We start from the raw sequence: 18677 nt of genomic DNA on the forward strand, positions 1-18677 counted from the left end.
AAAATATCGTAATCTTCTTCAACTAACGGGTGCGTTAGCTGAAGAACGGAGCTGTCTTTGAGGCAGCTTTTTCTTATGCAACTAACGGGGCAGGTTAGTGGAATAAAAAGTGAATTAATCCATTATTATCTGTATTATGTTAACTGCATAAATCAGTTGTACAGAGATAATAAAGTTGTTTAATTTGCAATTATTTTGCGGTAATGTAATTAAATATCAAATAAAGGAAATATCTTCTTGACAGTCGAATATTAGCCTAGAACCATAATTAACTATTCCGATGAGGAGGATTCTTGTATGTCGTATCGAATGCTTGCCATTGCACGAAATGAAAGTGCACCACTCCCAGCAATGGATCAGGATCAATACGTTTCTGCGGCAAACTTCAACAAATTATCCTGGGAGCAGCTACTAGCTGGTTTAGACACGGTACGCTCCAACACGTTAAGTCTTATTTCAACCATTGATGATGCAGCGTGGGATCGTAATGGAACTGTAATGAACAACCCAGTTTCGATAGGTACCTTTGCATATGGCATTGTCGGGCACGAGTTACACCATATGAAAGTGATTAGTGATAAATACTTATAAGTCTTTTTCTATTAATGAAAAAACCTAATTTCTCATTTAATGCTGAGAAATTAGGTTTTTTAATATTGAAACTTCCTTAACGTTGTAAATCCGCATTTTCCTGACTCTACCCCTTAATGAACTAAAGGGGCAGGATAGTTCCATAAGGAATACTGTTAACTGACATTAAATTTAAAACATAATAAAGTTGTTTAAAAACGTCAGTCATGTTATTCCATTAAAGGGCCATATTGTTGAACAACACCTAGATGTCTAGGTTAAAGTTTAGGAGAGATTGTGAAACTTTGTACTTAAAGTAACGAAGCAGGTTACTAAAAAAAAGGATAACTGTAGTATAGTGTGGAAGTTAGAAGATGGAACATATCTAATAATAGCATGGGAGTTACGACTAAAGTCTTATATTTTATAAGTCTATAACTGTATTTACGGCTTAGTAAATCTTTGATACGCTTTTGATGGAAATAATTTCTTGTCTAAAGGAGATATCAATGTGAAGAAAATATTATTTGCAGTAGCATCATTCGTAATTATAGTAAGTATAGTCCTTAATTTTGGAATATCGGATGAATCAGAATATAAAATGTGTTTAGGGGCACAGGGAATTTCGAACACAATTGCCAAAGTATTTGGTGACGAAACAACTAATGCTTGTAATGAATAAAAATTGGTTATTTTTTCAAGTCGATTAACAGAAAAAATAAAAATTCTTTGTTCAACAAACGGGAGCGATTCTTTAATAAGAATCGCTTTTCTTAATGAACTAACGGGTGCGTTAGCTGAAGATCGGAGCTGTCTCTAAGGCAGCTTTTTCTTATGGAACTAACGGGGCAGGATAGTTGAAGAATGCTTACTCTATAGTTTATAAAATGTTATAATTGTATTTATTGGAAATTTTTATTAAAATCAGGAGGGGAAAATGGTTGATAATAGTTATGAGAAACAACATTTGAAAAAAGTCAGGACTTTTATTTATATTACGATAGCATTAATTTTTTCAATGATATTTATATTTATTAGCATTTTTCTTTTGTTTTTTTCCATGTCAGGCATTTTAGACGTTGCGTATTTCCCACCAAAACTAGCAATTTTTTCATTCTTAATTTCTATTGTATTTTCTGTTTTAGCAATAAAAAATCTCTTTGGTAAGATATTGTTAGTATTAAACATATTTCTAATGCTATTTATGATTTTTTTTGGACCATAAATATATACAAGAAGACTAACTTAGGGGTGTAATAGTCAGGCTGTTGTTTAGACAGCCTTTTTTTAACGGGGCAGGTTAGCAGGATTGTGAAGGTTTGTACTTAAACTAACGGGTGCGTTAGCTGAAGATCGGAGCTGTCTTTAAGGCAGCTTTTTCTTATGGAACTAACGGGGCAGGTTAGTTCATTAAGGCAAGTGGGTTTTTGTGGTAAAATACGTTTAATTATTTTTCATTAAGGAGTCTACCCTCTATATGAAATTAGATGATAAAAAGAAAAAGGTACAAATGAAATATAGAAAGAAAATGTGGCAAAAGAAAGAAGAAGATGAAAATAACAGTAAAAAAGTGTTTGTTATTTCTGCTATCTTATTTTTGTTAATTCTGGTGGCATACTGGGGACGATTTATTTCAATTTAAATTCTCTCTTTTTTCTTAATGAACCAACAGGTGCTTTACTTCATTATCAGGAACTGATCAGCAGCTCTTTTTCTAATAGTGAAATAAAACTTTGTTGTTCAATTTTCGTATATGAAAATACCATGAAAACAAATTAGGAGTTGTTTCTATGTTTGACATTACCTTGATATTGTTTATAGCTTCTGCTGGGGTAGTTATTGCTATTACCAGCTTATTCGTTTTATTAGGTCGAAGGATTTTAGAACCTAGGAAAAAACTTCAACAAAAAATTGATAAACTAGAAGAAGAGGTTCAAATATTGAAAAATCACAAATAATAAATAAACTAGCTTTAATGAACTAACGGGTGCGTTAGTTCATTAAGAATAACTAAAAAAGTCGATTTCTTGAGATGGAAATCGGCTTTTTTAATAGGTGACATTTCCTTAGCGTTATAAATCCGCATTTTCCTGACGCTATCCCTTTTACAAGTTATCTAAAAAGTTATAACTTTTAGACACCCACTTTTATAAGATGTAACTTTTGGAGATATTTTGCGCGTGTTTTTAAAGGCTTTTTCAACAAAGAATGTACTTCTACAGCAAGGCGAGTACTCAGTCATCCAAACGCTTGTTACATAAAATAGAGAGAATAACTCGTACATTTCTTGTTCATGATTTATGAACGTTCAAATCACAAAAGTAGGAGACCTATCTATTTGTATCTAATCGTGAGGATAATACAATAGCAATTTTTGATATTTCCACTCCGCTAAGTCCTTTACTTGTAAGGAAGTTTGGTACAGGAGATTTTCCAGGATCTTTAAATGGTCCTACCGGATTAGCGATTACGGGTACCACTCTTTATGTTGCAAACCAATTCAATAACACGGTAGCAATTTTTGATATTTCCCTTCCTGCAGATCCTATACATGTAGGGCAGGTTAGTACAGGATTAAGTGAACCTACCGGATTGGCGATTACAGGTAACATTCTTTATATCGCCAATCGAGGCGATGCCAGTGGTGTAGCAATTTACGATATTTCTGCTCCGGCTGACCCTATATTTGTGAGTAAGTTTACTGGAGAAGAGTTTCCAGGAGCTTTAAATAGTCCTACCGGATTAGCGATTACAGGTAACACTTTGTATGTATCCAATCAACTCGATGACATAGTAGCAATCTTCGATATTTCGTTACCTAATGATCCTATACATGTAGATAATTTTGGTACAGACGATTTAAGTGGTCCTACCGGATTGGTGATTACAGGAACCACTTTGTCTGTAGCCAATTTTAACGATAGTACGATAGAAGTGTATGATATTCTCTTACCTACTTCTCCTGTACGAGTAACAGATTTTGGTGCAGATGATTTAAGTGGCCCTCAGGGATTGGTGTTTTATCCTAATGATCCCGTTGCACCTACGCTTTTATACGTCGCAAATTTGAACGATAGCACGGTAGAAGTTTATGATATTAACAATTATCCTAACGATCCTATACGTGTAAGAAATTTTGGTACAGGCGTTTTAAATGGTCCGTTCGGATTGGCGATTTACCCAACTGGCCCTATCTAAATGAATATCCTATACATGTGAGGTTGACATAACATCACATTATTGGAAGTAGCTAAAAAAGCCAAACCCATGTGTATCAGGGGTTTGGTTCTTAGTCGTTTTTTATCGTTTATTCAGGATTTTATACACCCTTGATGTAGCAAGGGTTTGCTAGCTTGTAAGACTCATATAACAGACCTATTCTTTGCATAAAAAATATAAAACACCTTATTAAGCTAACGGGTGCTTTACTTCAATAAGAGAGTTGCTTTGGCAACTCTTTTTCTTATGGAACTATCGGGGCAGGTTAGTTCAACAAGGTTCGGCAAAAAAGAATAATGGTTTAAGCGCATATATAAATCGGGTAGTAACAATTGAATATAAATAATTGACCACTAACATAGAGCATCTATGGGGAGGCAGCACTATGGCTTACTTGTTGGGAAATCTAAAAGCATCTTTAGAGCAACCAAGGAACGTTTAAATCTTCTCAACGAACGTGGTGTTGAAGCATTAAACATTCTTTATCCAGGACTAAATTATGGTGGAATGCTTTATTATCAGCTTTTAGAATCTTTACCCAAAGAAATCACAGCCGAATCCTTGAATTTAAGGGAATACATCCTGAAAAGTATGAAAATTTCAGATAAGTGCTGTTATGTAAACATATTTTAGGTAAATGACTGTTTGTGAAAATATATTTTTTATTCCGATATTCAATTGTCTTGAAGTATGTTTTGTAGTGTTACAATACAGTTAAAAAGGAGACCATAATGTGGAATATAATTTGAAATTATCCAATGGAGAACATATATTTTATCACTTTGAACAAATTGACTATTATATAGAGAATGCTGTCTCTTTTATAGTCTCCGGTATTAAACAAGGAGACCATATAATATTAATCGAAAATGAAAGCATTTCTGTAAGGATATTTAATAAAGTTAGATTAGTGCTTACCGCTGAAGAATTGTCTAACGTACACTATACAGACAACTTTGCTTTCTACTGTAAACACGGGGATTTTCATACGCCAACGATTGTAGCGGATTTTGAAGAAATTTTAAAACCGTTCCTTGATGAAAATTTAACGATTCGAACATGGGCTCATGTAGAGTGGGGGCATCAGCTAGAAATAGAACAAAAAATAAATCAATTTGAAGAAGTAGCAAATAAAAGCGTAAATGAAATGGGGTTAGTATCAGTTTGCGCATATGATACAGCAACAATAACTGAATCTATAATGCAAAATTTAATGAAAAGCCATGAATTCCTCATGACAGACATTGAACTTCGTCCTTCCGCTTATTACATCAGACCAATTATAGTATAGTTGCTATGTTTAGTTTTGTTCTCACCTAATTCATTTTGATATTTTAAACTGACTGCATGAACGGCGGCTTTTTTCTTGTTGAACTAAAGGGGCAGGATAGTTGCATAAGGCATACGTTAGAGTACTGCCAAGCTACTCTAACAAAACCTGTGTCATTTACCTATGTTGAGCATAACTTAAATGTAAGTAACCCCCTAAAACTTATAAGGAGTAATTGTATGTTCGTGTTACTGGCGATTGTGAGGGATTTTTGGTCAGGACTTTTTATTAAAAATAACCATACCTATTCAAGGTAAGCAATATTGCAAGAATATGTATTATCACAAACCCTTGAACATAAGTTTTAAATTGAACTTTTCTAACATTGTTGAATGAGGGGAGCAATTGTATGAATAACACCTATTCAAAGTCAGAACAAAATGAACAATCGCCAATAAGTCCTAGTCTCAGACTTGGGCTAACAGGTGCTATTCTTACCACTATTGCGGACGGTATTACAGCCATAGCAGTTTTAACTGCTATTGATGAGGCAATCATTGATACAGAAAAAGAAAAACAAGATCAAAAAGAATTAGATGAGAAGCTTGAAAAAATGCAACAGCAAATTGACAAATTAACAAATGAATTAACAAAAAGAGGGATGTTAATTTAGTAAATTATCATTCTGTATATTCTTCTTCAGATGTTTTTTTTTGTTGTGTAGGATGAATGCAAAAGAATAATATGTATACCATAAGTTTTCACCTTGTTTTTGAATGCGTTACATTGAAAAGCCCTTACTCGATTTGAGTAGGGGCTCTTTTTTTTGTTGAAGCTCTGTTAAAGGTGTTGTTGAATTTCTTAATGAACTAACGGGGCAGGATAGCATTCCTGTAGTTCGTTATTTTTCAGCTTTGAAAAAAATAGGGCTCCTCAGTAAGATATGAGTAAGAAACCACTCTAACTCAAAACCTTAGGAGGAACCCTAATATGAAGTTTAAAATGCAAGATAAACAAAATCAACTAATAGAAAGAATTTCCGATAATCACCTTGTTGTTGGAGTGGATATTGCCCAACAATTACATGTGGCTAGAGCAGTGAATTTCCGTGGAATTGTAGTCGGAGATCCACTTGCATTTGAAAATAATGAAGATGGATTTGCTAGTTTATTAAAATGGATGGATAAGCTTCAAAGATTAAATAAACTGGATGCAGCCATTGTGGGAATGGAACCTACAGGCCATTACTGGATTAATCTTTCAAAATGGCTTTTTAAACAAGGAATTGAGGTAGTAACAGTAAACCCTCACTTAGTAAAAAGGAATAAAGAAAACCGTGATAATACTCAGTCCAAAAGTGATAAGAAAGATGCCCTGGTCATCGCTGATATGGTGAAGAACGGTTACTACGCCTTTGTCAGGAACACTTCAGAATCATTTGAAATACTTAGGGTCCTTATGTCTAACCGTGATGTGGTAGTTAAACGACTCGTTAGCACTATTAATCAATTAAACCGTTGGGTGGATATTGTCTTTCCCGAACTCAGGCAAGTATTTAATGACATTACTGGTAAAGGGGCTATCGCCACACTTCGTTTATTTCCATCTCCAATGGAACTGCGTTCCCTGAAATCTCATGATGTTGTTTCAGGATGGAAATCAATAATGAAGAGGCAGCCTGGATTAAAGAAAGCTCAATTACTTCTTCAGTTAGCTAGGAAATCTGTCGGCACAAGACAAGCACTTGAAACGTATAAATTTCATTTGGAACAATTATTAGAGGAGTATGACCTCGCAGTCTTACAACTCGAAAGAGTGGAACAAGAGGTTAAGGATGTATTAAAACAAATACCTTTTGCCAAGAAGCTTCTTGCCATTAAGGGAATTAGTGAAATTTCTTTAGCCGGAATATTAGGTGAAGCAGGAGATCTAAGTGGTTTTTCACACGGTAATTCTTTACTTCGGCACGCTGGGTTGCATCTGGCTGAAGCAAGCTCTGGAAAGTGGAAAGGCCAAATGGTCATTTCTAAGCGAGGGCGATCCAGGCTAAGGCGTTTCCTTTACTTAGCCACCATGAGCCTTGTGATGAATAACACGGAATTTCGAGCCATTCATACCCATAATGTTAAGGTGAAAAAAATGAAGAAAATGAAATCGATTATGAAATTGGTAGGTAAACTAGCCAGGATATTTGTTGGAATAGCACGCAGAAACGAGTCTTATTGTGCAGATAAAGTTCAACCTATAACTGAACTGGTTGCGTAGTTTTAGGGTTCTCGAAGGGAACCTTCAAAAACTAATTTTCATAGACTTTTTCTTTTTACGAATGTTGGCTTATTCGTAGGATTTCAAATATGTACGGAGTACCAGATTTCTTGAACAAAAGGGCACCGACCCATCAGGATAGCATAACTGGCCTCCACCCCTTGGATAGGCATGACGAAGGAATGATAGGGCAATTGACCCGTTGAGACATGGGAGGGAAAGCCTCCAGGGGCGGCGTGGAGAATGTACATTATATGGTAAAATGTGGAGTGTTGTACAACTCCTTTATTTCACTATGCCTTCACGAAATTTTCATGTCCTGAAATCACTCCATTTAACCGTGAACATAAATTCAATGGTGATGAAATCCTGCGAATAAGCGAGTATTTGTGAGAAAATCGTATTAAACTGAGGGAGTTCAAGGGTGCGTTTGAATTTTGTTCAACAATTGGGCCAGATTGTTTAGTAACGCTAATGGATATTGTGAAGAAGTACTTAAACTAAAGAAGCAGGTTAATGAGAATAGAACTTCAAAATAATATATTAAAAGGTAATCTGACGTATTTGAATGTGAGTGTGTTGTAATTCATCTCTGCTTATACTTGTTCTCATCTTATTTTTTTTCGATATATATGGACTAAGAAATAAAGTAACGAGACGTTGATTTAGTAAAATTAATGCATTATGTTGAAATTATTGTACGAAAGAGTCAAGTAATGTATGTAATTTTAAAAAAGGGAGAATTTATTAAAGTAAAGGAGGATAAATAATGAACCATAATTTAACTGAACTAGAAGTTGAACACTTACGAAGTTTAATCGGTGGACATGGAAACGTAGCGAAAAAATTGGAAGTTTATGCTCAAAGTTGTACTGATCCAGAGTTAAAAGCTATTTTTGAAAGAGATGCACAAGCAGCAAAACAAGCCCAACAAGATTTAATGTCATATTTAAATTAAGGAGGATTAAAATGTTTCAAGATAAAGAAATGGTCAATGATTATCTGGCTGGCTTAAATGCAAGCTTAACAGGATATGCCCATATCATTGCCCAAACGAATAATTCAGAACTAAGACAGACATTGATTCAAATGAGAAATCAGGATGAGTCCCGTCAACGAACATTATATAGTTTTGCCATTCAAAAGGGACACTATAAACCAGCTGCTTCAGCTTCAGAAGAGGTAGTACAGCAATTAAGAACCCAATTAATGTCTGAACAACAAAATTAATTTTTTTGAAAGCCGAATTTTGTATTCGGCTTTTTATTTTTAGGATAAAAATAAAACTTATTAAAATTTTTAAAAGGACGTTTCTAAATAGGAGCATATGATAATACATAAATCTGTGAAGGGATTGAGGAAAGTGCATTATACTCCTTATGGGTATCTACATCAAAACCCTTATTATGAAAGCTCGTCATATAATTATGGTGGAAACCCGAATTACTGGACTTATCCTAATGGGACAACTCACGCAAATACATTTGATTCCTATCGTGTTTCTAATGGAAATAGTAGAGGAATGTTAAAAGATTTTGGAGCTAACCCATTTGTCATTAATATTAATGAAGCGACGAAACAAAACAATGCGTATCGTACTGCTTTATGGACAGGAACACATTTACAAGTTACTTTGATGTGCCTCAATATTGGCGAAGATATCGGTTTGGAAATACATCCTAACGTTGATCAATTCTTACGTATTGAACAGGGCAAGGGGATTGTTCAAATGGGCAAGAGTAAAGATAATTTAAACTTTGTAAGAAATGTATATGATGATTCGGCAATCATGATACCTGCTGGAACATGGCATAATCTAACCAATACTGGTAATATTCCGTTAAAACTATACACCATATATGCTCCGCCTAACCACCCATTTGGTACTGTTCATCCTATGAAAGCAGATGCGATGGCTGCGGAACAAGGCAACGGTCATAGCAATGGAAATACCGTTATTTCTGGTAAGACTCCAGATGAATGGGTACGGTATACGGAATTTTTGGTAAATGAAGGATTGGAGGATGTTAAAAGAGGAATAAATGCTACTCATATTCTTCAAGAATTTATTCTAATGGGGGTTCTAGTTGGAAAAGGATATTCTCCAGAAAAAGCATATGAGACAGTGGAAGAATGGGAACAGACAGGGGAATCTAAACTTCTTCAACAAAGCAAAAATATGTAGAAAAAATGTAAAGATAATGGATGGATGTAGATAAAAGATTTTTAAATTTTTAAAGTTTTGCCATTTCGGTGTAACCTTTTTAAATTAGAAGAGATTGTGAAGGAATGTACTTAAACAAACGAAAGACAATAGTGAAAGAGCATTATTATTGTCTTTTATGATATCTTGAAATCGAGTCTTCTGTTAAAGGGCGCGATTCTTTAATAAGAATCGCTTTTCTTAATGAACGAACGGGTGCTTTAGCTTAGGATCGGAGCTGTCTTTAAAAGGCAGCTTTTTCTTTTATCGAGGCAGGTTTGTAAAAGAATGCAGGTACAAAGATTTTTCTGAAACTGAAAAAATTAAAATCATGAGGGAGAGTAAAATGAAAGATATTCATGATGAAAGCACATGGCCCGTTTGGGCTAATGAGACAATAGACATTGTCGAACCAAATCCCAAGTGGGTAGAAAAAGGTAATCAGGAAAAAGCACTTCTTCTTAATCTTCTTTCAACTTTCGGCATAACGGAAATTCAACATTATGGAAGTACATCTATTCCAAATTTACCAGCTAAACCAATCATTGATTTAATGGCTAAAATTGATTCATTTCAAAAAATAAAAGAAATATCTTCATTTTTAGCTAATCACGACTGGAATTATGTACCACCTAACATAGAAAATCGACCTTGGCAAAGATTTTTTGTGAAAGTAATTAACGACAAACGAGTAGTACATTTACATATTTTACTTGAGGGAGAAGAACGGTGGGATAATCAGCTACTTTTTCGTGATTTATTACGGACTAATCAGCAGTTTATTGATGAATACGCTATTCTTAAAAAAAATATAGCAATGATCGTGAAGCGTACACTAAAGCAAAAACAGAATTTATTAATTATGTTCTTAAATCTTAGTTGCGAACTAATATAAGTTTGTGAAGAAATGTACTTAAACTAACGGGTGCGTTCGTATTATAAGGTTAGCCAGTTTTTACTGGTTGACCTTTTTTTAATAGAATCTATTATATCAGTAGCCAGGGTAGGACGTACGGGTGCGTGGGACTTGATCCCGTGAACTAAACAGTCCGCCCCCTATTTGTAGAAACATGTTTGAGGCTGGTTGGGACGTAGATCTCGTATAACAAGCGAAGCTATGACACTACATGGAGGACTAGGGGTACTGGTAAGTATGTAGAGGAGGGAAAAACAATGAATCCAGTTGTTGGTCTGGATGTGGCAAAAGGAGAGAGTCAAGTTCAGGCATTTTTAGATCAATCTAAACCGTATGGGAAGAGCTTTTCAATGAAGCACATCAAAGAGGAATTAGATCATTTTTTAGACTTTTTAAAAGAGATTGAAGAGGTGACAGGGCAGATGCCTATGGTCATTTTAGAATCTACAGGGCATTACCATACTCCTGTTATTCAATACTTGGAGGAACAAGGGATTCTATATATCTTACTAAATCCGATTATTTCTTATCAGGCAAAGAAGACCAGTTTACGGAAGGTAAAAACAGACGCTATCGATGCGTACCAGTTGTGTGTGCTGTATTACAAAGAGGATTTTGAACCTCATAAAATTAGAGGAATTCAGCTATTAGACCTTCGGAATTTGTCCAGACAACAGGAAATCGTAACGAATATGTATGTGGAAGCTAAACTTCAGTTTCACACCATTTTAGATCAAGTGTTTCCTGAATACCGGAAGGTTTTTGGGGATCTATATTCAAGGGTTTCTTTATTGATATTAAAGGAATATCCCACTTCAGAGGTGGTGTTAACAGCCGGGGAAAGTAAACTAGCAGAGAGTGTTATAGAGTTCTGTCCTAGCCGATCGGGTCAATGGGCATGGAAAAAAGCCAAAAAAATAATGGACTCCGCATCTCGAAATCCATACCAAAAAAATGTGTATCAAAGTCACGTAATCAATCTTCGTATGTATATTGAGTTGCTTTTTCATTACCAGGGACACCTCTCTGATTTGGAAGATCGTATAGTGGCCCTGGCAAATGAAATTGAGGAATATAAGATCATCCAATCGATTCCAGGTATCGGAGAAAAAATCGCAGCCACAATTATTTCTGAAATTGGTGAAATCGATCGGTTTAATCATCCGAAAAGACTGGTTGCCTTCGCTGGAATAGATCCAAGTGTTCACTCATCGGGTAAGTATACGGCAACCATTAATCGTATTACTAAAAGAGGTTCGAGCAGACTACGTCATTCCCTGTATCTTGCCGTGCTATGCGGCATAAGGAGTTCAAGAAACAAAAAGCTTAAAGCTTTCATTGATAAGAAAAAATCAGAAGGAAAGCCAGCCAAAGTGGCGATCGTTGCCTGTATGAATAAACTTCTTCATTGGATTTACGCTTTATTAAAGAGAAAAGAAGCATTCCTAGATTTAGCCTGATTAACGGTTTTGTGAAACAGAGAAAAATCCTTCCAAAAGGGTTTTGGAGGGTTATTTGTCATGAACAAAAATAGTATATCATAAGGGAAATGAAAATTTTAGAGAAAGATATTGACATCCTATTAGCTGGTTTAGTTCAATAAATCGGGTTGCTGCGGCAGCCTTTTTCTTATGGCACTAACGGGGCAGGTTAGTTGCACAAGGATTATTTATTATCATTGAAGAATATATACTCATAAATAGTACAGGTTGAGGAGGTGGATAAAGGCAAATTAGAGTTAATAAAAGTTGTGAGTTTAGCTGTAATTGCAATTAGTTCAGCAATAATAGTTTGGAGAATGGGGAAGGTTGTAAATTACTTGTATGACTTAGTTATGTTATCAGGAAATGGCTAATTCTTTTCTTTCCTTCGAGAGATATTCGCATTAAACTGAGGGAGTTGAAGAAGGGTTTTTAAACTAATAAGCACAGATATGGGGCGTAAAATACAATAATTATTCACTTATTGTATAATGTTTTTAGTTGAAAACTTATAGCTTTTGGTAAGGAGTAGTGGATTTTCATGGGAAATAATACGGATGAAAAATTGTATCGTCAAATCGTGGAATCGACCACGGAGGCAATTATTATTCAACAAGATGGGAAATTTAAGTATATAAACCCTTCAGGAGTAGACTTTTTACGGGCAGCTTCCAGTGAGGAAGTTATAGGTAAATCTGTATTCGATATCGTACCCGAGGAGTATAGAGAGCTGACAGTAAGGCACACAAAATCGATCCTTGATGAAAATAAACCAACTGGAACTATCGAAAAACAATTAAGACGGTTTGATGGTTCACTAGTTGATGTAGAAACAAACTGTACTCCTGTTTTGTATGAGGATAAAAAAGCGATTCAATCTGTCGTCAGAGATATAACAAAGCGTAAAGAAATCGAAAGATCACTCGAAAAAGTGTCCAAAGAAATTAACACACTATCAGCTCCAGTCGTCCCTATATTGGAAGGGGTCGCTGTGTTACCCCTAGTAGGTTCTATCAATTCTGAAAGAGCGAATTATATTTTAGAACATGTGCCTTTAAAAATACAGGAACAGAGTGTCCATACTTTGATTAGCGATTTTTCAGGCATCTATGAACTTGATGCAATGGTAATCCAATGTCTGTTTGAAACTAGTGCCGTACTTGGTTTGCTTGGTGTTCGTTCTATTGTAACGGGAATAAGACCCGAAATTGCCCAAAGTGTTGTTCAGCTCGGAGCCGATTTATCCCTAATACAGATATTTGGAACTTTACAGCAGGCAGTACGTGATTGTGTTAAAGGATAGCTTCGTAAGTGCTTGAATAGGATATCAACTATATTCCGTGATATATTGTTATCCATCTTCATTACAGGTTCGTTCTCTGGAGTCAGAGCCGTCATGAGACTGCTTTTTCTTATTGTGCTAATGGGGCAGGTTAGTTCAACAATTTATTTACTTTTTTTAGTAATATAGTTAAAGGGTGGTGAGGAATTATGAGTAAGAATTATACGGTTTTCTTTTTACTTTTGTTTATTGTAGCTATTTCTAGTGGTATGGCACTTAAAAATTATTTCGACTATTCTATTATTATTGGAGTTGGTTTAGCGACAGTATCTTTATTAGCTGCTGGGTTTTCGCTTGGAAAAAGGAACAAGGTAAATAATTCACATCATTAAATTGTTTGTTAAGCTAACGTGTGCTTTACATCAATAAGGGAGGTTGCTGAAGCAATCTTTTTGTTATGCAACTAAAGGGGCTGGATAGTTGAAGAAGGGTAGTTTCTTAGTAAGACGATGATTTTTGTAGAAACGTGTAGGTAATTTTCAGAAAATTTCCATTAAAACCTCGTTGGAAAAATGTATAATTAGATATATCATTCTCAAGGTATAATATTATCAATTTAATTAATGAGGTTGAATCAAATATTGATTTAGATATTGAGTGGATAAATTTAATTCTTTTAGCTAAAGAATCTGGTATATCTATTGATAAAATTAAAGAATTCTTAAATCAATCTTCGGGACCTCGATAAGGTCCTTTTTATTTTCACCTTATAAGCTGTTGCACAGATTGTGTCAACTCTATAATAAGGCAGGTTGCTGAGGCTGCCTTTTTCTTATGGCACTAAAGGGGCAGGATAGTTCCATAACACAAATTGGAAATATATGTGGTAATATGGGAAGAAATATATTAAAGTAGGTAATTTGTTTTGGAACTCTTTACAGAAAAATTAATTCTTATATCTCTATTTATATTTATTATCCATTCTATCGAAACACTTGCATATGCAGTCAGATTATCTGGTTTATTTGGTGGTGAAAAGATGAAGGTTGAAGATTTAAAAACATTATCTCAAAACATAAGTCCGGAAATATTTTAGTTGTCACTCATTCTGTTATTCTAAAATCTTTACTCATGTATGTGAAAGGAAAATCGATTAAAGATTTATGGGCACCACCATTTATACATGACACAAGCCTTACAATCTTAGAAATAAAAGATGGGATGCATCACTTATTATCGGAGGGTGATGTTTCACACCTGAATAATGTAACGAGTGTTTAGTCTCTACCTCCTGTAATGTGACGTTATGTTAAATAGGCAGAATAAGAAATATGTTTTTCTTGTTCCGCAATAGGGAGCTTTAATTTAATAAAAAGGAGAGAACATATTATACATAACTAATATGTTCTCTCCTTTATCTCTATATTTAAAAGAAATGCATAGTCTTATGTTTCTAATGAATGTTTTTAAACGAGAACCTACAAGATAATAAATGATTTTACATATCGTAAATAATAGATATAATAAGAATCATGAAACCTATTGAAATTTTCAAAGCATTATCAAATGAAACAAGGCTTAAAATGCTAGAATGGCTAAGAGAACCGGAAAAACATTTTTCCCTTCAGGAAGTGGGTGATTTTCGAGATATAGGGGTATGTGTAAGCCAGTTTCACCAAAAATTAAATATTACACAATCAACGGTCTCTCAATATCTTTCCATTTTACAGAAAGCTGGACTTGTAAGTTCCACCCGTATTGGAAAGTGGACATATTATAAAAGAAACGAAGAAAACATCCTTCAACTCGCCGAGTTTATTCGGCAAGACATATAAGAAAATTAGACTGAATTTCTCGCCATTGTGTTGAAAAATTCAGCTTAACCCCTCAAATATATCGACAAATTCAGATATGTTAAAATGTTTAATGAAAGTACTATCAATGATGTAAAGAAGATAATGATGAATAAGTTTGATAAACACCAGGGATATTCATGTATGAATGGATATCAACGAAATTCAGTTTTGAGGAGGGGAACATTTATTATGGCTGACGAGCAATGGAGGCAGTTTGTTCTTGATGGGAACACCGACATCAACGTACGAAAAGAAGTTTTGGATTCGTGGAATAGGTGTAAACAGATGGGTGTTTCTCATGAGAGGGAAAATGTTTTTTCTCATATTCCACAAAGTGATCTTGTAGGAAGACGACAGAAAAACCTCGACCTGATTAATGCTGCGTTGCCAGTTATGAAGGATTTTTGTAAGCGCTTAAAAGGAGGAGGATACCTTCTTTTACTTGCAGATGCAGAAGGATACTTAGTGGAAATGATGGCTGATCAGAAATCTCAAAAAATAGCCGACCAGTGTGGAATGTCTGTAGGTGCACGATGGATGGAAGAAAACGTTGGTTCAACAGGGCTATCAATTGCGCTTAGAACACGCACTGCCATGGCTACTTCAGGGAATGAGCATTACTGTTTAGCCCTTCGCGTTTGGGATTGTTCTGCGTGTCCTATTTTTGTTGATGGAGAATACATAGGGGCCTTTGACGTTTGCCGTATGGGTCCTAATAATGATTTGAGAGAGTTATATACACTGGCATTTGCTGGTGCTCATGCTATTAGTGAAAGATACCGATTTCATAAAGCAGAAATCAAAGAGCAAGTTTTATCACACGTATTAACTGAATACGTTCATAAGTTCAACTCCAACACAGGTATTATATCGTTTGATAAACAAGGTATAGAGTTATACAAAAACAAGCCTGCTCATGACTTTTTAAAGTTGTGGGAAGAAAACAACGGTCATTCGGAATCAAGTAAAAAAATGATTTTGAGTGGCGTTGAAAAAGGTTCAGTTTCAACCGAAATTGAAGTGAATGAGAAGAAGTTTTTCATCAATTCAGAAGAAATAGTGAAGCGAGGTAAACCATTAGCCAACGTCCTATTTATACATTCCCAAACTAAGGAAACCCTACCAAAAGGTAAAATCAATCAAGATTACTTTGCCTTTTACACTAAAAATACAGCTTTCCAGAAGACCATACAAACAGCTATAAAGGTTTCAAGAAGTGATGCAAGTATTCTTATACAGGGGGAAAGTGGAGTCGGGAAAGACTTTATGGCTCGCTTTATTCACAAGCAAAGCGAAAGAAGGGACCAACCTTACACTGCGATTAATTGTGCAGCCTTGCCTCGAGAACTAATTACTACAGAGTTGTTTGGTTATGAAGGCGGAGCCTTTACAGGTGCAAAACATAAAGGGAGTCAAGGGAAAATTGAAGCGTCGGACAAAGGAACCATATTCTTAGACGAAATAGCAGATTTACCACTTGATTTACAGGCTACTCTTCTTAGAACTTTAGAAGAAAAACAAGTGGTAAGAGTAGGAGGTACTACACCGATTCCAGTTGATGTACGTTTTTTAGCTGCGACAAATAAAAATATTAAAGAACTAATTGAAAAAGGAGAATTTCGAGAGGATCTCTATTATCGGTTAAACGTTTTTAATATAAAAATCCCTTCTTTAAGAGAACGAATTGAAGACGTGGAAAGCATCTTGAATACAATGTTAGGTGAAGCTTGTGAAAAAGCACAACGAAAAACAATCTCTTTCACTCCAGAAGTAATGAATATATTCGAACAACATACATGGCCAGGGAATTTAAGAGAGATGAGGAACGTAATTGAGCGAATTGTTTATCTACATGATGAAGATCACTTCGATTCATTTCATGCACATGAGTTTTTAGGATTGGATCAATCAATAGATAAAATAAGTGAACGTGAATATCTCTCTATCATTCTCAATAAAGCCAACGGTAATCGTGCCCAAGCTGCGAGGGAAATGGGTATCTCCCGCAGTGCTCTTTATCGGAAAATTCAAAAATATAACGTCGAATAAAGTATATATAACTGTTCGTCTGTCCGAACACAGACCGGTCAAATGTACATTTTTAAAATGGGAATCATCAAGCTCATAAAGTAAAAGCCCCATTGCAGACTCCATTTTCACTTTATTTTAAACGTCTAATTAATTGGCACGGTTCTTGCAATATATCAAGTTGAGGACCATGTCCCAATAAAACAAGTAAAGGGAGGCTAATAAAATATGCAAGTAGGATCAAAAGAATGGATGGAAAATTTCCAAGAAGCCGTAAACACAGATCAAGAGTTAAATGTAATAGGTAAATATTGTGTTACAGACTTACTCTTGCAAATCGGTGCAAAGGAATACATAGTCCAAATTAAGCAAGGTAAACTGACTAACTTCTTTGAAAAGGGAGCGTTAGACGGATGGAGTTTTGCGATTAGAGGTAGTTTAGAAGCTTGGGAAAAATTCACTCAGCCAATACCACCTCCAATGTTCCATGAATTATTCGCAGCAGTCTTTCAAGGGAATTTGCAATTGGAAGGAAATCTTAAGGAACTGTATGCCAATTTGAGGTACATGATCCGTTTCCTGGATGTTACTCGAGAAGTAAAAAACAAGTTAGTTAAAGGAGTGTAATATGATGGGTAAATTTTCTTCTGTTAAAGGTCAATATGTTTATGTTGAAGTAGATGGCATTGAGCACAAGGTTTATTTTGAGGAAAATGGACAAGGTATCCCATTAGTTTGTCAGCATACAGCTGGGGCTGACAGCAGACAATGGCGAGACTTACTTGAAGATTCAAACATTACACAGAATTTTAGAGTGATAGCTTATGATTTACCAAGACACGGTAAATCAGATCCCCCTCATGGTGTGGAATGGTGGAAAGAAGAATACAAGCTTACAACAGATTTTTATCTTCAATTTGTTCTTAATTTCTGTGAGGCTTTGGAGTTAGAAAATCCCATTTTTATGGGAAGCTCTTTTGGCGGACATGCTGCGCTTCAGTTGGCACTTGAGTATCCTGAGTACTTCCGAGCCACCATACCTGTTGAGGGATCCGACCATACACCTGGATTTTATCAGGAATGGTGGAATCATCCCCATACTCACGGTGGAGAAGTTTGTGGATCAGGAGTCTGGGGACTCATGGCTCCACAAAGCCCAGAAAAAGATCGTCGTTTAACATCGTGGTACTATAGCCAAGGGGCTCCAGGTGTATTTAAAGGAGACCTATATTTTTATAGTGTAGATCATGATTTACGTGGAAAGCTCCATCAAATTGACACGAATAAATGTCCAGTATATATGCTGACAGGAGAATATGACTATCTTTCAACACCTGAAGACTCTAAACGTACGTCTGAACAAATACCAGGAGCCAAGTTTGTAGAAATGAAAGGTATTGGTCATTTCCCAATGAGTGAAAACCACGAAGTATTTGTTAAATACTTGGAAGAAGTTCTTCAAGATATCTTAACCAAAGAAAATACTTTAGTATAAAAAATAAAAATAAAGAGGCCATCACAAAGTCTGTTTCAAACGAATCATGACATCATACAGGAGAGACGAAAAGTCTCTCCTGTTATTTTTTC

At 35.3% G+C, this 18677-nt stretch carries 21 protein-coding genes and 2 pseudogenes; all 23 read left to right on the top strand.

Annotated features, from left to right (window positions below; translation table 11 throughout):
* Window positions 1-297 precede the first annotated feature (297 nt).
* The 23 genes and pseudogenes from QUF94_RS25700 (at window position 298) to QUF94_RS25805 (ending at window position 18585) form a co-directional block, all read left to right on the top strand.
* A complete protein-coding gene (locus QUF94_RS25700) occupies window positions 298-591 on the top strand; it encodes a DinB family protein (RefSeq protein WP_289318589.1) in 294 nt (97 codons plus the stop codon).
* Window positions 592-1081: 490 nt separating this feature from the next.
* Window positions 1082-1252, top strand: coding sequence for a hypothetical protein (locus tag QUF94_RS25705; RefSeq protein WP_170974059.1), 171 nt, complete (start codon window positions 1082-1084; stop codon window positions 1250-1252).
* A 255-nt stretch (window positions 1253-1507) separates the two neighbouring features.
* Complete coding sequence (locus tag QUF94_RS25710; protein ID WP_289318590.1) at window positions 1508-1795, top strand: hypothetical protein; 288 nt, start codon at window positions 1508-1510, stop codon at window positions 1793-1795.
* 252 nt (window positions 1796-2047) lie between these two features.
* The gene (locus QUF94_RS25715; RefSeq protein WP_252210153.1) at window positions 2048-2212 is read left to right on the top strand and encodes a hypothetical protein; all 165 of its coding nucleotides are present in this window, start codon (window positions 2048-2050) and stop codon (window positions 2210-2212) included.
* A gap of 148 nt (window positions 2213-2360) precedes the next feature.
* On the top strand, window positions 2361-2528 hold the full coding sequence (locus tag QUF94_RS25720) for a hypothetical protein (RefSeq protein WP_289318591.1): 168 nt from the start codon (window positions 2361-2363) through the stop codon (window positions 2526-2528).
* A gap of 634 nt (window positions 2529-3162) precedes the next feature.
* Entirely contained in the window at window positions 3163-3768 is a 606-nt protein-coding gene (locus QUF94_RS25725) for an LVIVD repeat-containing protein (protein ID WP_289318592.1), read from the top strand.
* 754 nt (window positions 3769-4522) lie between these two features.
* On the top strand, window positions 4523-5080 hold the full coding sequence (locus QUF94_RS25730) for an MEDS domain-containing protein (RefSeq protein WP_289318593.1): 558 nt from the start codon (window positions 4523-4525) through the stop codon (window positions 5078-5080).
* Between the two features lie 388 nt (window positions 5081-5468).
* Complete coding sequence (locus QUF94_RS25735) at window positions 5469-5732, top strand: hypothetical protein (protein WP_289318594.1); 264 nt, start codon at window positions 5469-5471, stop codon at window positions 5730-5732.
* A 317-nt stretch (window positions 5733-6049) separates the two neighbouring features.
* Window positions 6050-7324 (top strand): IS110 family RNA-guided transposase, encoded by a 1275-nt coding sequence (locus QUF94_RS25740; protein WP_289318595.1) that lies wholly within the window; start codon window positions 6050-6052, stop codon window positions 7322-7324.
* Window positions 7325-8093: 769 nt separating this feature from the next.
* Window positions 8094-8282: a hypothetical protein gene (locus QUF94_RS25745; protein WP_289318596.1), complete on the top strand. Its 189-nt coding sequence runs from the start codon at window positions 8094-8096 to the stop codon at window positions 8280-8282.
* Between the two features lie 11 nt (window positions 8283-8293).
* Entirely contained in the window at window positions 8294-8554 is a 261-nt protein-coding gene (locus QUF94_RS25750; RefSeq protein WP_289318597.1) for a spore coat protein, read from the top strand.
* A gap of 97 nt (window positions 8555-8651) precedes the next feature.
* Entirely contained in the window at window positions 8652-9509 is an 858-nt protein-coding gene (locus tag QUF94_RS25755) for a cupin domain-containing protein (RefSeq protein ID WP_430104404.1), read from the top strand.
* Between the two features lie 364 nt (window positions 9510-9873).
* Window positions 9874-10406 (top strand): annotated as a pseudogene (locus tag QUF94_RS25760) (GrpB family protein).
* A gap of 294 nt (window positions 10407-10700) precedes the next feature.
* On the top strand, window positions 10701-11903 hold the full coding sequence (locus QUF94_RS25765; protein ID WP_289314851.1) for an IS110 family RNA-guided transposase: 1203 nt from the start codon (window positions 10701-10703) through the stop codon (window positions 11901-11903).
* Between the two features lie 562 nt (window positions 11904-12465).
* Window positions 12466-13227 (top strand): PAS domain S-box protein, encoded by a 762-nt coding sequence (locus QUF94_RS25770; RefSeq protein WP_289318598.1) that lies wholly within the window; start codon window positions 12466-12468, stop codon window positions 13225-13227.
* A 188-nt stretch (window positions 13228-13415) separates the two neighbouring features.
* Entirely contained in the window at window positions 13416-13598 is a 183-nt protein-coding gene (locus QUF94_RS25775) for a hypothetical protein (RefSeq protein WP_289318599.1), read from the top strand.
* A 260-nt stretch (window positions 13599-13858) separates the two neighbouring features.
* A complete protein-coding gene (locus QUF94_RS25780; RefSeq protein ID WP_286676078.1) occupies window positions 13859-13954 on the top strand; it encodes an anti-repressor SinI family protein in 96 nt (31 codons plus the stop codon).
* A gap of 177 nt (window positions 13955-14131) precedes the next feature.
* Window positions 14132-14227, top strand: a pseudogene (locus QUF94_RS25785) (DUF2837 domain-containing protein); the annotation flags it as partial.
* A gap of 44 nt (window positions 14228-14271) precedes the next feature.
* Window positions 14272-14487: a histidine phosphatase family protein gene (locus QUF94_RS28965; RefSeq protein ID WP_430104438.1), complete on the top strand. Its 216-nt coding sequence runs from the start codon at window positions 14272-14274 to the stop codon at window positions 14485-14487.
* A gap of 251 nt (window positions 14488-14738) precedes the next feature.
* Complete coding sequence (locus QUF94_RS25790) at window positions 14739-15041, top strand: ArsR/SmtB family transcription factor (RefSeq protein WP_056519639.1); 303 nt, start codon at window positions 14739-14741, stop codon at window positions 15039-15041.
* Between the two features lie 210 nt (window positions 15042-15251).
* Window positions 15252-17111, top strand: coding sequence for a sigma-54-dependent Fis family transcriptional regulator (locus QUF94_RS25795; RefSeq protein ID WP_289318600.1), 1860 nt, complete (start codon window positions 15252-15254; stop codon window positions 17109-17111).
* Between the two features lie 207 nt (window positions 17112-17318).
* Window positions 17319-17717, top strand: a complete 399-nt coding sequence (locus tag QUF94_RS25800) for a hypothetical protein (protein WP_056519646.1) — start codon at window positions 17319-17321, stop codon at window positions 17715-17717.
* A gap of 4 nt (window positions 17718-17721) precedes the next feature.
* Entirely contained in the window at window positions 17722-18585 is an 864-nt protein-coding gene (locus QUF94_RS25805) for an alpha/beta fold hydrolase (RefSeq protein WP_161923007.1), read from the top strand.
* Window positions 18586-18677: the final 92 nt, after the last annotated feature.

Origin of the sequence: Peribacillus sp. NJ4 (assembly GCF_030348345.1) — a bacterium.
Classification (GTDB): domain Bacteria; phylum Bacillota; class Bacilli; order Bacillales; family DSM-1321; genus Peribacillus.